The organism is Photobacterium lucens, from assembly GCF_009873615.1.
Lineage (GTDB): Bacteria > Pseudomonadota > Gammaproteobacteria > Enterobacterales > Vibrionaceae > Photobacterium > Photobacterium lucens.
The window spans coordinates 1-14,524 of the sequence record NZ_SSMG01000166.1; the positions used below are offsets into that span (position 1 = coordinate 1).

Genomic DNA, 14,524 nt, shown 5'->3' on the forward strand with positions numbered 1-14,524 from the left:
CCACGTTCAGTCCTCTTTGTGCCATCCAAGTACCCGTTTAGGTATAAACGATGATGCTTATCCGAACGGCATTACAGCATCTGCTGGGCTTTTTCATGTTTCGTTTTATTAAGCAGTGAAGGCTAGGATTGAGCCTGGGATAGCTAGGAATACTAGACCTAGGTAACCTGCTACTGCTGCTTTGTTCTTTGTTGCAAGGTCGCTTAAGTAGAAAGCACACTTCAACGGAATTTCACGTAGGAACGGAACACCGTAAATCAATACTGTTGCTAGTACGTTGAAACATAGGTGTACTAGTGCGATTTGTAGTGCGAATACTGCGTTATCGCCAGATACTGCTGTTGCTGCTAGTAGTGCCGTGATACATGTACCGATGTTTGCACCTAGGGTGAATGGGTATACATCACGAACTTTAAGAACACCTGTACCTACTAGTGGAACCATCAAACTTGTTGTTGTTGATGATGATTGAACCAAAATTGTAACTGCTGTACCAGATGCAATACCGTGTAATGGACCACGACCGATTGCACTCTTAAGGATGTCACGAGCACGACCAACCATTAGGTTACGCATTAGTTTACCCATAATCGTGATTGCTACGAAAATTAATGCAATACCGATAAAGATTAAGGCTGCGCCACCCATGTTACCAAATGCTTGTAGTGGACCTTTTACTAGATCAACAGCGGGTTGAGTCAATGGCTTCATAAAGTCCATTCCCTTCATGCTCATATCGCCAGCACTTAAGAATGGAGACACTAACCAGCTAGATAGCTTACCTAGCAGACCAAACATCATTTCTAGTGGCAAGAAAATTGCTACAGCTAGAAGGTTGAAGAAGTCATGGACGGTTGCACTAGCGAATGCACGACGGAACTCATCCTTACAACGCGCATGTCCTAAGCTAACTAACGTATTTGTTAGGGTAGTACCAATATTTGCACCCATTACCATTGGGATTGCTGTTTCTACTGGTAAACCACCGGCAACAAGACCAACAATGATTGACGTTACAGTACTTGATGACTGAATTAATGCTGTTGCGATTAAGCCAATCATTAATCCTGCTACAGGATGAGAGGCAAATTCGAATAAGGTCTTAGCTTGCTCGCCAACAGACCATTTAAAACCGCTGCTGACCATAGATACAGCAACAAGTAACAGATAAAGCATGAACGCTAGGTTAGCCCAGCGGACCCAACGCATAGAGCTGAACTTAGATACAGCAGTAGTGGCTTGGGTAGTCATAATCATTTCTCCATGACAGTAGTATGTCGTTTGGGTTTCATTTTGTTGAAATCTGCGTGAATAGTAGATGGCTTATATTTCAGAAATATTACACTCATTGTCACAATGGCAGTTTGTCGCTTTTTTGTGATAGCAAGCGATTAAATAGCCTTAATTGAATTCTGTGTTTTGGGTTTTAACTGCATGTAATATATGGACTATTTTGTTTTTTAGTTAGATATTGAGAATTTAAATATTTTTTATAGTAAGGAAGCGAAATTTTGTCTTTTCTTCATAAAATACGGTAAAAATCGGTCAATTATGACAGTTTGCCTATAGTTATAGGGAAACACATGACAGGGAAAATGCGCATAAATGTCAGATGTTCGTTAGTACTGCACGGTTATTACTTTGTTAACGGTCTAATTACTCGTAATTTCCGAGTGGTTATATCTAAACAACCGATTTCACAAGTGCTGAGATTGGCGTTTAAACTGCATTTAATTGATTATTTCATATTGTTTTTATAGGAGTGACGGTCGATGACCGATGCTATTCGTAAGTTTCTTAAATTAGAATCCGCTGGTGGTATTGTTTTAATTATTGCTGCGCTGATTGCGATGATCATTGCTAATTCACCGTTAGCGTCAGTGTACAACGATACGCTGCATAGCTATGTTGCTGGTTTATCTGTTTCTCATTGGATCAATGATGGTCTGATGGCCGTTTTCTTCTTACTTATTGGTTTAGAAGTTAAACGTGAACTGATTGAAGGGGCATTAAATACAAAGGAAAAAGCTATCTTCCCTGCAATCGCTGCGGTTGGCGGTATGGTTGCACCTGCGCTTATTTATGTTGCGTTTAATTACAGCGATCCAATGGCAATTAAAGGTTGGGCAATTCCGGCTGCAACTGATATTGCTTTTGCATTAGGTGTAATGGCACTACTGGGTAATCGTGTACCAGTAAGCTTGAAAGTGTTCTTGTTAGCGTTGGCTATTATTGATGATCTTGGTGTGATTGTGATCATTGCGCTGTTCTATAGTTCAGATCTATCAACAGTGGCACTAGCGGTAGCCTTTGCTTCAACAGCAGTACTTTTCTGGATGAACCTAAAGAACGTAACTAAGATCTCTTGGTACTTAATCGTTGGGGCTGTGCTGTGGGTTAGCGTATTGAAGTCTGGTGTACATGCGACATTAGCTGGCGTGGTACTTGGTTTTATTATTCCACTAACAGGTGAAGATGGCCGTTCTGATACCCATTCACCATTGAAGCACCTAGAGCACGTGTTACATCCATATGTTGCTTTCGCTATTTTGCCTATCTTTGCATTTGCAAATGCAGGTATCTCATTAGATGGCGTTTCACTAGAAAGCTTATCGGCGATGTTGCCTGTCGGTATTGCAGCAGGTCTATTTATTGGTAAACCGCTAGGTATATTTACTGCATGTATTATTGCAGTGAAGTGTGGCTTTGCGAAATTACCTGATGACATCGGATTTAAGCATATCTTCGCGGTATCGGTACTGTGTGGTATTGGCTTTACCATGTCGATCTTTATTTCATCATTGGCGTTTGTTGGGGCGGATGAAAGTTTCGCAACCTACTCACGACTAGGGATCTTGTTAGGCTCAACGGTAGCTGCGGTTGTCGGTTATGTGCTACTGAGTCGTTCACTTCCGAAGGAAGCACAAAAAGTAGAGGCGTAATATGTATAAATACCTATTAGCTACACTGTGTTTAACGTTCGCAACGTCAGGTGTTGCGGCAACAAAATATCAGCATTGCACGACAGCTGATCGCTCTGAAGTTTGCCAAGCGTATTTACAAGGCTTGAGTGATGGAAAGAAAGAAGACACGAAAGTGATTTCTTCTAAATCCTCTTTTCAAGAGCGTGCTCTTGAGCAACGTGGCGGTGAGCGATACCGTAAGCAAGATCGGTTTAACCGTCAGCAAGCGGGCTAATAGGTTTTAGCACATACTTATTAGAGAAATAATAAGATAAAGATTGAAGACCCCTGTGGCACTGCGTAAGCTTTGTCGTTGGGGTTTTTTATTGGCTAAATATTGAGTATGTCTCACCTAAATTATAATCATTTGTATTATTTCTGGATGGTCTGCAAACAAGGTTCAGTGACTAAGGCGGCGGATGCTTTATTCTTAGCTCCTCAGACGGTAACAGGACAGATCCGCGCACTAGAAGATCGTTTGAAAGGAAAGCTCACAAAGCGAGTTGGGCGTCAAATAGAGCCAACAGAGCTAGGACAAATGGTGTTTAAGTACGCTGATAAGATGTTTGATTTGAGCTATCAAATGTTAGATCGGATTAACTATACCCAACGTGATAATCAATTGTTTGAAGTCGGGGTGGCTGACGCCTTATCTAAGCGGTTAGTGAGTCAGGTACTGCTTGAAGGGATGCCAGAAGATCAGCGTATTCATTTTAGTTGTTTTGAATCAACCCACGAAATGCTGTTGGAGCAGTTATCTCAGCACAAGCTTGATATGATCTTATCTGATTGCCCTGTTGATTCCACTCAAAGCCCTGGTCTATACAGTAAAAAATTAGGTGAGTCTGGTATGAGCTTCTTTTGCTCAGATCGATTAGATGAATCAGAGTTTCCGGCTTGTATTGAAAATTATAAGTTGCTGGTACCAAGTAAACGTTCAGCAATGGGACGCAAACTTCATCAATGGTTTGATCAGCAAGGTATTACGCCTAATATTTTGGGTGAATTTGACGATTCTGCCTTAATTAAAGCGTTTTCGGCTTACCAAAAATCCATGTTTATCGCACCATCGATCTATGCCAAAGAGCTGAAAGAGACTTGCCAAGTCCATGAAGTCAAAAGGCTGAATGATATTTCAGAAGAGTACTTTGTGATTTTTGCCGAGCGGATGATCATGCATCCATCAGTTACACGCATCTGTGAGGCTGATTTTAGCTCTTTATTTGTTTAATGAGCCCCAACCTTAAATGATGGGGCTAACGTTGCCTAAGGATTGATACAGCGAGAATTACACAGGGTTATTTGCTGTATCATCCGTTTCTTTCTGTATTTTATCGTTATTATTTTTAGGCGCTGAAATACCCGCTGTTAGGTTATATTTCATAGCCTCTTCAAATGACCAATCAACAACCGTTAAATCTTCTCGTTTGACCAATGTTGTTACGCCTGCAATTTGGTAACTTAATGGGAATAGCACGGGTACCCAATCACCGTCAGGTAATGCGGCTGCCAGTGGTGCAGGCATATCATCTGACATAATAAAGCCAATTACATAGCTATCGTTGGCTTGGCGAACCAATACGGTTTGCTGTCCTTTGTTTTTATTATCGCTGCTGATCAGAGAAGCAATGTCGTTAATGCTGCTGTAAACCGTTTTGAAGAACGGAAAACGCATTAATTGACGAATGATGAAATCATACAGCCATGCGATAGGGCTAACAGAAAATAGTAAGCCTGCGACAAAAAGCAAAGTGAGGATCAATAAGAAACCAGCACCTTTGAATAGTTCACCTATGTGGAATAAACCAAATAAAAAGTTGCCAACTTTGTCTAATGACTCAAATAATGACCAAAAAAGCCAGATGCTTAAGACCAAAGGTAAGACGTTAAGCAAACCTCGTAACAGTGTTTTTTTCATTTTGGGTACTTAGCTGATAAAGAAAAGTGGGGAAAGTGTGCCACAGAATGGGCGATGAAGAGTCAGAGGAATATGAATTTTAGGTATAAAAAAACCGACCTTAGGTCGGTTTTTTCAAATCGTAACTCAATAATTAAAAATTAAAGAGCTTTGATTTTAGCAGCTAGACGAGCTTTATGACGTGCAGCTTTGTTTTTGTGGATCAGGCCTTTAGTAGCCATGCGATCCATAACAGGTTGCATTTCAGCGAAAGCTTGTGTTGCAGCTTCTTTGTTGCCAGCTTCAATAGCAGCAATAACTTTTTTGAAGAAAGTGCGCATCATAGAACGACGGCTAGCGTTGTGCTGGCGACGTTTTTCTGAAGTTAGTGCACGTTTCTTAGCAGATTTGATATTTGCCAAGGGTGTAACTCCCAAATCTTGGTACGGTGACAATTTAAGGCCGAGGACTATGCCTTGGTTCTTATCTATTGTCAAATGATTTGTGCGAATAACCGCCAGACCAATCTAGTTGGCACTTGCGGATTAACACGGTTAATATGGCGGCAGATTTTACCAGCATTTGGAATCAGAAGTCACCTTTCTGAACCATCTTTTATGAGGTTTTTTTGTGAGTAAGCGTCTTTTACGCTCTGGAATGATAGTTAGCGCCATGACTTTGGTCTCTCGCGTGCTTGGTTTAGTGCGAGATGTGGTGGTTGCTAACCTAATGGGAGCAGGGGCTGCGGCCGATGTTTTTTTCTTTGCCAATAAAATACCCAACTTTTTACGCCGTCTATTTGCAGAGGGCGCTTTTTCGCAAGCATTTGTTCCTGTATTGACGGAATACCACGCAGCAGGCGATGTTGATCGCACTCGACAGCTGATAGCAAAAGCTGCCGGTACCCTTGGTGGTATTGTAACCATTGTGACTTTACTTGGGGTATTAGGCTCAGGTGCAGTCACGGCACTGTTTGGTTTTGGTTGGTTTTGGGACTGGCTTCACGGTGGTGCAGATGCGGAAAAATTTGAATTAGCGAGTTTACTGCTAAAAATCACTTTCCCGTATTTATGGTTTATCACCTTTGTTGCATTGTCGGGGGCAATCTTAAACACCTTGGGTAAATTTGCGATTTCGTCATTTACGCCAGTGTTTTTAAATATTGCGATCATTGGCTGTGCATGGTTTGTGTCGCCGCATTTGGCGCAACCTGAAATTGGTTTAGCGATAGGTGTCTTTTTAGGCGGCTTGATCCAATTTAGTTTCCAACTGCCATTTTTATATCGTGAAGGCTATTTGGTTCGCCCACAGTGGGGCTGGAACGATCCTGGCGTGGTAAAAATTCGTAAGCTCATGCTACCTGCGCTATTCGGTGTATCTGTTACCCAAATCAACTTATTGCTTGATACGTTTATTGCCAGTTTCTTAATGACAGGCTCGATCAGTTGGTTGTATTACTCAGATCGCCTATTAGAATTCCCATTAGGTTTATTTGGTATTGCGATTGCAACGGTGATCTTGCCAGCCCTGTCGCGTAAGCATGTTGATAAATCACCAGAGCAATTTGCACAAACCATGGATTGGGGAGTGCGAATGGTGTTACTACTCGGTATTCCTGCGATGCTTGGTATGATCACCTTAGCTAAACCTATGCTGATGGTAATGTTCATGCGTGGTGAATTTAGTGTGTATGATGTGAACCAAACTGCTGTTTCACTTTGGGTGGTATCGGCTGGTTTACTTAATTACATGTTAATTAAGATTTTTGCTCCTGGTTATTATGCACGCCAAGATACCAAAACACCGGTAAAAATTGGTATTATTGCGATGGTTAGCAATATGGTGTTTAACGGCATTTTCGCACCGTTTTATGGTTATGTCGGTTTATCTATTGCAAGTGTGTTATCTGCACTGTTGAATGCAGCTTTGCTATACCGTGGCCTACATATTGAAAATATTTACCGTATTAGTCGCCAAACACTATTCTTTGTTTTACGTTTGGCAATAGCTGGCGTAGCGATGGTGTCTAGCTTGCTATGGTTTAGTCCAACAATAGAACAATGGCTAAGCTTCCACTTGCTTGAGCGTGTCGGTTGGTTGTTTGGTTTAATTGCGATTGGTGCCAGTGTTTATTTAGTAATTGCGATGATTTTAGGCATTCGTCCACGTCATCTGCGCACTGATAGCTGATTGCAAGCGTTGAGTAGTATATAATCCGCCAGCTTTTACTGCGAAATTACGATATTTTCAGCAATAATAGCGGCGGAATTTTCGCTTAAAGGTCGATTTTGATTATTCACTCAGGTCAGATACTGGGTGAAATGAGATGAGTGATAAGTAACAGGGCGCATGGAATTAATTCGAGGCACACATAATATTCAACCCCAGCATCATGGCTGTGTGTTGACTATCGGCAACTTTGATGGTGTTCACTTAGGACATCAAACGTTACTACAACAAGTAGTCGCGAAAGCCCATGCAATGCAATTACCTGCTACGGTTATGACTTTTGAGCCTCAGCCGTTAGAATTGTTTGCTGGTGATAACGCGCCAGCACGCTTAACACGATTTAGAGACAAATACTTACAGCTAAAAAAGGTCGGTATTGATCGTCTGTTGTGTATTAGTTTTAATCACCATTTTGCTAACATGAGTGCGGAAGATTTCGTCGAACGCTTGTTGGTTAAGCAATTGGGTGTTAAGTTTCTGGTGATCGGCGATGATTTTCGCTTTGGTAAAGATCGCAGTGGCAGTTTTGATATGTTAGTTGCCGCTGGCCTAAAACATGGCTTTGAGGTGGTGAGCACCCAAAGCTTTTGTGTTTCAGAGCAGCGTGTAAGTAGCACTGCTATTCGCCAAGCATTAGCGAATGACGACCTTGAACAAGCGGAGATGATGCTTGGTCGACCTTACAGTATTACAGGTCGTGTCTCTCACGGTCGAAAGTTAGGTCGAACCATTGATTTCCCTACCGCCAATATACCGTTAAAACGACGCGTAACACCGGTTTCTGGTGTTTATGCTGTTGAAGTGTATGGTGCAGCTAGCGGCCCTATTATGGGGGTTGCTAATGTTGGTAATCGACCAACAGTAAAAGGTGTACGTCGACAATTAGAAGTACATTTATTTGATTTTAAAGCTGATCTCTACGGACGTCAGCTTGAAGTCGTGTTACGCCATAAGTTGCGTGACGAAAAGAAATTTGAATCATTCGATGCGCTTAAATGTCAAATCGAGCGAGATGCTCAAACAGCACGGGTGTGGCTGTCTGAGCGTAATAATGTCCAACTTCGCCCAAGTAACGGAATCTAGAATCAATGAGCGACTATAAAGATACCCTGAACCTGCCTGAAACAGGGTTTCCGATGCGAGGCAACCTAGCTCAGCGTGAGCCTGCAATGCTTAAGCGTTGGTATGATGAAGATCTTTACGGTGAGATCCGTAAAGCAAAGAAAGGTAAGAAATCTTTCGTATTACACGATGGCCCTCCATACGCTAACGGTGATATTCACATTGGTCACGCACTAAACAAGATTCTTAAAGACATTATTATTAAGTCAAAGACTCTGTCTGGTTTTGACTCACCGTACATTCCTGGTTGGGACTGTCACGGTCTACCTATCGAATTAATGGTAGAAAAGAAAGTGGGTAAGCCGGGTCAGAAAGTAACGGCTGCAGAATTTCGTGAAAAATGTCGTGAATACGCGGCAGGCCAAGTTGAAGGCCAAAAAGAAAGTTTCATTCGTCTAGGTGTACTAGGTGAGTGGGATAAGCCTTACCGCACTATGGATTTTGCGACAGAAGCAAACATCATTCGCGCACTAGGTAAAATTGCTGATAACAATCACCTACTAAAAGGTTTCAAACCTGTTCACTGGTGTACTGACTGTGGTTCAGCACTAGCAGAAGCAGAAGTGGAATACCAAGATAAAGTTTCTCTATCTATCGATGTTAAATTCAAAGCGGTAGATGAAGCAGCAGTATTGGCTAAATTCGGCTGTGACGCAGATAAAGGCGAAGGCGATGTGTCTATCGTTATCTGGACAACCACACCTTGGACAATGCCAGCTAACCGTGCTGTTGCGATCAGTGCAGATCTTGAGTACGCATTAGTACAAACGCCAGCGACTGAAGCGCATCCTGCACCACAGCGTTTAATCGTTGCTGCAGAGCTTGTTAAAGATGTAATGGCTCGCGTTGGTTTTGAAGAATCAGAAATCCTAGGTTTCTGTAAAGGTGAAGCGTTAGAGCTACTTCGCTTTAACCACCCGTTCTACAGCTTTGATGTGCCAGTTATCTTAGGCGATCACGTAACGACTGAATCAGGTACTGGTTGTGTACACACTGCACCTGGCCACGGTCAAGAAGACTTCGTGGTTGGTCAAAAATATAACCTTGAAATTGCAAATCCTGTAGGTAGTAACGGTGTTTACCTACCTGATACTGAGATCTTTGCTGGTCAACACGTATTAAAAGCAAACGAAGCGGTTGTTGAAGTGCTACGTGAGCACGGTTCACTACTGAACTTCTCAAAAATTACGCACAGCTACCCACACTGTTGGCGTCACAAGACTCCAATTATCTTCCGCGCAACGCCGCAATGGTTCATCTCAATGGACAAAGCGGGTCTACGTGCTAAAGCATTGGGTGAAATCAAGAACGTTCAATGGATGCCTGAGTGGGGTCAAAGCCGTATCGAAGGTATGATCGAAGGTCGTCCTGAGTGGTGTATCTCTCGTCAGCGTACTTGGGGGGTGCCAATTGCACTGTTTATTCATAAAGAAACCCAAGAGCTTCACCCGCAAACATCTGAGCTAATTGAAAAAGTAGCACAGCTTGTTGAGCAAAAAGGCATTCAAGCGTGGTGGGATCTCGATCTGACTGACGTAATGAGCGCTGAAGATGCAGCAAATTACGAAAAAGTACTTGATACTCTTGATGTATGGTTTGATTCAGGTGTGACTCACTACGCTGTGGTTGATAACCGTCCAGAGTTTAATGGTAATGAACCTGATCTATACCTTGAAGGTTCAGATCAGCACCGTGGTTGGTTCCAGTCTTCATTGATCTCATCAGTAGCAATGAAAGATAAAGCACCGTACAAGCAAGTGTTAACACACGGCTTCGTAGTTGATGGTCAAGGCCGTAAGATGTCTAAATCTATCGGTAACGTCGTTGCACCTAAAGATGTAACGAACAAGCTTGGTGCAGATATCCTACGTCTATGGGTTGCTTCTACCGATTACACTGGCGAAGTGGCAGTATCTGACGAGATCTTAAAGCGCTCTGCAGATGCTTACCGTCGTATTCGTAACACCGCACGTTTCTTCCTTGCGAACCTTCACGGTTTCAACCCAGAAACAGATTGCGTACCAGCAGAAGAGATGGTGGCACTTGATCGTTGGGCTGTGGGTCGTGCAATGGCGGCACAAGCTGAAATCGTTAAAGACTACGACGCGTATAACCTACATGCAGTAACACAACGCCTAATGCAGTTCTGCTCTGTTGAAATGGGTTCATTCTACCTAGACGTGATTAAAGACCGTCAATATACAGCGAAACGTGGTGGTCACGCTCAACGTAGCTGTCAGACTGCGCTTTACTACATTCTTGAAGCTCTAGTACGTTGGATGGCACCTATCATGTCGTTCACCGCTGATGAGATCTGGAATGAAATGCCTGGTCAACGTGACAAGTTCGTATTCACAGGTGAGTGGTTCGAAGGTCTATTCGGTCTTGCTGAAGGTGAAGAGCTAAACAACGAGTTCTGGGCTGAAATCCAGAAAGTACGTGGTTCAGTGAACAAGCTACTAGAAGCTGCACGTAACGAAAAAGTGATCGGTGGCTCTCTACAAGCAGAAGTGACACTTGCTGCAAATGCAGAGCTTGCGGCTAAGCTAAACAAGCTTGAAGATGAACTGCGTTTCGTTCTACTAACATCGAAAGCACAAGTAGTCGTTGCTGATAGCAAACCAGCTGATGCACAAGAGACTGATATCGAAGGTCTATATGTATCTGTGAAAGCATCAGAAGCGGCGAAGTGTGAGCGTTGTTGGCACCATGTTGCTGATGTTGGCACAATTGCAGGTCATGAAGAGATTTGTGGTCGCTGTGCAACGAATATCGATGGCGACGGCGAAGAGAGAAAGTTTGCATAATGACTAGTACAGCACTGAAGCAATCGCTATCACTTAAAGAATCAGGTATTCGCTGGCTATGGCTAGCGGTACTGGTATTTATCATCGATAACGGTACTAAACTGTTAGTGATGGACACAATGGGCTATGGCTGGCCAAACCGAATCGAAGTACTACCATTTTTTAATTTGCTATATGTGCACAATACAGGTGCCGCATTTAGCTTTTTAAGTGATGCAAGTGGTTGGCAACGTTGGTTGTTTGCAGCAATTGCTTTTGGTGTCTGTGGTTTATTGATGTACTGGATGCGCCGTACGCCTGCGACGAATAAAATCGCTAATTGTGCTTATGCACTAATTATTGGCGGAGCATTTGGTAACTTATTTGATCGTATGTACCATGGTTTTGTGGTCGATTTTCTCGACTTTTTCTATGGTGACTACCACTTCCCGGCATTTAATATTGCCGATAGTGCAATCTGTATTGGTGCCGCGTTATTGATTTTAGATGGTTTTAAATCAGATAAAGCAGCCAAAGAGCAGCAATAGGTTCACATAATAAACTAATCTTAGATAAACGCAGTTCATTCATTGAGCTGCGTTTTTTTATATCGAAACAATGGCTGTGACTGTGATAGTGAAGAAAATATTAAAGTGAAACACTAAAACCTTGGTATCAGCACGTTGATACCCGTAGTGCTTTATTGTTAAATGGACAGATTAAATTAGATGAGCCGTAAAGGTATTAATGCCGCTATGGTTTAAGCAAAAGGAAGTGGTATGTCAGTGATTAAAGATAACAGTGAAGTGTTGATGCACTTTGCTATTAAACTTGAAGATGGATCGGTTGCGGAATCGACCTATGCGATGGGCAAACCTGCATTATTTCGTATGGGCGATGGCAGCTTAACTGACAATTTTGAAAAGTGTTTATTAGGATTAAATGAAGGTGCGAAAGATTCATTTGAATTAGCACCAGAAGATGCTTTTGGTATGCCGAATCCTGATAATATACACCATCTTGATCTGGCGAAATTTGGTGCTGATGCGCCTGCTGAAGTGGGCAATATCATTGCTTTTGCAGGTCCTGATGGTCATGACATTCCAGGTATAATTACAGCCGTTGTGGGTGATTCAGTTACCGTAGACTTTAATCATCCACTTGCAGGACAAGCCGTGACCTTCGAGGTTGAGGTTGTCTCCATTGAAAGTTAAGAGCAATCGTTGATGAAAATCTTACTCGCAAACCCACGAGGTTTTTGTGCTGGTGTTGATCGTGCGATCAGCATTGTAGAGCGTGCATTGGAAATGTACCAACCGCCTATTTATGTTCGCCACGAAGTCGTACATAACCGTTTTGTTGTTGAAGGGCTAAAACAGCGAGGGGCGATTTTTGTTGAAGAGCTGAGCGAAGTGCCTGATGACAATATCGTGATATTCTCAGCTCATGGTGTGTCTCAAGCGGTACGTAACGAATCTAAACAACGTCAATTAACCGTATTTGATGCAACGTGTCCATTAGTAACTAAAGTTCACATGGAAGTTGCACGTGCAAGTCGTAAAGCGATGGAAGTGGTGTTGATTGGCCATGCTGGTCACCCAGAAGTAGAAGGAACAATGGGGCAATATGCAAACCAAGATGGTGGCATGTACCTTGTTGAAACACCAGAGGATGTCGATAAGTTAACCTCTATTGTTAAAGATCCAACTAATCTTCACTATGTTAGCCAGACGACATTATCTGTGGATGAAACGGCTGATGTCATTGATCGCTTGCGTCAAGTATTCCCTGAGATCCAAGGCCCACGTAAAGACGATATTTGTTACGCAACTCAGAATCGCCAAGATGCAGTGCGTGAAATGGCAGAATCTGTTGATGTGATGATTGTAGTTGGCTCTAAAAATTCATCTAACTCTAACCGTTTACGAGAGTTAGCTGAAAAGTTAGGTACGCCAGGTTATTTAACTGATTGCGTTGAAGATATTGATGCGGCTTGGTTTGATAATAAATCTACAGTCGGTGTGACCGCTGGAGCTTCAGCGCCAGAAGAGCTCGTTAATCAAATCATTCAGCAGATCCAGAAGTTAACAGGCTCTGAAGTAGAAGAATTATCTGGACGAGAAGAGAATATGTTCTTTGAAGTGCCAAAAGAGCTTCAAGTAAAGAATATCTAATACCTGATTGATTTGTGAATAATAAGCCTCAGCGAAAGCTGGGGCTTTTTTATCATCTGTAAAACCGCTACAGTGTTGAGATAATTATATATTCATCAAGGGAGAAGCACGCAATGGTAAGAATTGCGATAGCCGGAGCCGCTGGCCGAATGGGTCGTCAGCTATTAAAAGCCACACAACTATCAGAAAAAGCAGAGCTAGGTGCAGCAACTGAACGTGCAGGTTCGACGTTAGTCGGCGTTGATGCGGGAGAGTTAGCTGGTACGGGTATTGCGAACGTGATCATTGTGGATGATCTTAGCAAGGCTCTTGATGATTTTGATGTATTGATTGACTTTACTGCACCTGTTGCAACCTTGGCAAACATTGAGTTTTGTAAGCAACATAATAAAAAGATCGTGATTGGTACCACAGGGTTTACTGAGCAAGAACGTGAGCTGATTGATGCAGCGGCTGCAGAGATCCCTGTAGTAATGGCACCTAATTATAGTGTGGGTGTAAACCTAGTATTTAAGTTGTTAGAAAAAGCAGCAAAAGTGATGGGTGATTATTGCGATATCGAAATCGTTGAAGCACACCACCGTCATAAAGTGGATGCGCCATCGGGTACAGCTATTGGTATGGGTGAAGCGATTGCGGGTGCGATGGGTAATAAGCTGAGTGATGTTGCCGTTTATGCTCGTGAAGGGATCACTGGTGAACGTACTCGTGATGAAATTGGCTTTGCAACAATCCGTGCTGGTGACATTGTTGGTGAACATACCGCTATGTTTGCTGACATTGGTGAGCGTGTAGAAATTACCCACAAGGCAACGGATCGCATGACATTTGCCAATGGCGCAGTTCGTGCGGCAGTGTGGCTTAATGATAAAGCACCAGGTTTTTATACCATGGAAGATGTTCTTGGGCTTGATTCATTGTGAGTTGATAGATTTAAACAAAAAACCTGCTATGTAGCAGGTTTTTTTATACCTACATAAAGCTAACTCGATATCGCTAAAGTGAATAAATTCCGTTATTCAGTAAGATTGTTAGGAATAGCGTTCATGAGTGTAATAAATATACCTTTTACGCAATGTTTTGTTGGTTAAATTTGTGTTTGATGTGTTTTTTCTTTTGTGTTGTCTATTTTTGCGTTAAAACCTTTCTTTTTTTTGGTTTTTTTACTGAGTTAAATTTTGTTAATGTGTTTGTGAAAAAAGCAAACGATTAAATCTTTTTATTTGTTGTGCTTGATGCTTTTTACTGTAACTAAATGTATTGTTTTTGCTTGTTGGTGCTAAAAGTGATGTAAAGGAGTCTTTTTTTAACTTTATTTTCTTTGTGATGTTGACAGAATGCTAACTGATCAAT

The 14,524-nt window shown here is 42.3% G+C and carries 13 protein-coding genes; 10 read left to right on the forward strand and 3 right to left on the reverse strand.

The window, feature by feature from the left end; genetic code table 11:
* Window positions 1-108: 108 nt before the first annotated feature.
* The gene (locus tag E5A76_RS07590) at window positions 109-1,251 is read right to left on the reverse strand and encodes a Na/Pi symporter (protein WP_053987924.1); all 1,143 of its coding nucleotides are present in this window, start codon (window positions 1,249-1,251) and stop codon (window positions 109-111) included.
* Window positions 1,252-1,772: 521 nt separating this feature from the next.
* On the opposite strand from E5A76_RS07590, the gene nhaA reads away from it, so the two are divergent.
* From nhaA to nhaR, 3 genes are all read left to right on the forward strand, one after another.
* The gene (nhaA, locus tag E5A76_RS07595; protein ID WP_023930991.1) at window positions 1,773-2,942 is read left to right on the forward strand and encodes a Na+/H+ antiporter NhaA; all 1,170 of its coding nucleotides are present in this window, start codon (window positions 1,773-1,775) and stop codon (window positions 2,940-2,942) included.
* A gap of 1 nt (window position 2,943) precedes the next feature.
* Complete coding sequence (locus E5A76_RS07600; protein ID WP_023930990.1) at window positions 2,944-3,198, forward strand: hypothetical protein; 255 nt, start codon at window positions 2,944-2,946, stop codon at window positions 3,196-3,198.
* A gap of 108 nt (window positions 3,199-3,306) precedes the next feature.
* Window positions 3,307-4,194 carry a transcriptional activator NhaR gene (gene nhaR, locus E5A76_RS07605; protein ID WP_023930989.1) on the forward strand — a complete coding sequence of 296 codons (888 nt, stop codon included), beginning with the start codon at window positions 3,307-3,309 and terminating at the stop codon, window positions 4,192-4,194.
* Between the two features lie 57 nt (window positions 4,195-4,251).
* On the opposite strand, the gene E5A76_RS07610 is transcribed toward nhaR, so the two are convergent.
* Together E5A76_RS07610 and rpsT are read right to left on the reverse strand one after the other, a co-directional pair.
* Window positions 4,252-4,881, reverse strand: a complete 630-nt coding sequence (locus tag E5A76_RS07610) for a DUF502 domain-containing protein (protein ID WP_161118561.1) — start codon at window positions 4,879-4,881, stop codon at window positions 4,252-4,254.
* A 140-nt stretch (window positions 4,882-5,021) separates the two neighbouring features.
* Entirely contained in the window at window positions 5,022-5,282 is a 261-nt protein-coding gene (rpsT, locus tag E5A76_RS07615; protein WP_008988436.1) for a 30S ribosomal protein S20, read from the reverse strand.
* Window positions 5,283-5,490: 208 nt separating this feature from the next.
* Between rpsT and murJ the strand changes: the two genes are divergently transcribed.
* The 7 genes from murJ (at window position 5,491) to dapB (ending at window position 14,094) form a co-directional block, all read left to right on the forward strand.
* The gene (gene murJ, locus E5A76_RS07620; RefSeq protein ID WP_053987922.1) at window positions 5,491-7,050 is read left to right on the forward strand and encodes a murein biosynthesis integral membrane protein MurJ; all 1,560 of its coding nucleotides are present in this window, start codon (window positions 5,491-5,493) and stop codon (window positions 7,048-7,050) included.
* 159 nt (window positions 7,051-7,209) lie between these two features.
* A complete protein-coding gene (gene ribF, locus E5A76_RS07625) occupies window positions 7,210-8,172 on the forward strand; it encodes a bifunctional riboflavin kinase/FAD synthetase (protein WP_053987921.1) in 963 nt (320 codons plus the stop codon).
* 5 nt (window positions 8,173-8,177) lie between these two features.
* On the forward strand, window positions 8,178-11,018 hold the full coding sequence (gene ileS, locus E5A76_RS07630; protein ID WP_161118562.1) for an isoleucine--tRNA ligase: 2,841 nt from the start codon (window positions 8,178-8,180) through the stop codon (window positions 11,016-11,018).
* Window positions 11,018-11,545 (forward strand): signal peptidase II, encoded by a 528-nt coding sequence (gene lspA, locus E5A76_RS07635; protein WP_107166824.1) that lies wholly within the window; start codon window positions 11,018-11,020, stop codon window positions 11,543-11,545. Before ileS ends, lspA begins: the two co-directional genes overlap by 1 nt.
* A gap of 231 nt (window positions 11,546-11,776) precedes the next feature.
* Window positions 11,777-12,211 (forward strand): FKBP-type peptidyl-prolyl cis-trans isomerase, encoded by a 435-nt coding sequence (fkpB, locus tag E5A76_RS07640; RefSeq protein ID WP_053987918.1) that lies wholly within the window; start codon window positions 11,777-11,779, stop codon window positions 12,209-12,211.
* A 12-nt stretch (window positions 12,212-12,223) separates the two neighbouring features.
* The gene (gene ispH / locus E5A76_RS07645) at window positions 12,224-13,171 is read left to right on the forward strand and encodes a 4-hydroxy-3-methylbut-2-enyl diphosphate reductase (protein ID WP_053987917.1); all 948 of its coding nucleotides are present in this window, start codon (window positions 12,224-12,226) and stop codon (window positions 13,169-13,171) included.
* Window positions 13,172-13,284: 113 nt separating this feature from the next.
* A complete protein-coding gene (gene dapB, locus E5A76_RS07650; RefSeq protein WP_053987916.1) occupies window positions 13,285-14,094 on the forward strand; it encodes a 4-hydroxy-tetrahydrodipicolinate reductase in 810 nt (269 codons plus the stop codon).
* Window positions 14,095-14,524 lie beyond the last annotated feature (430 nt).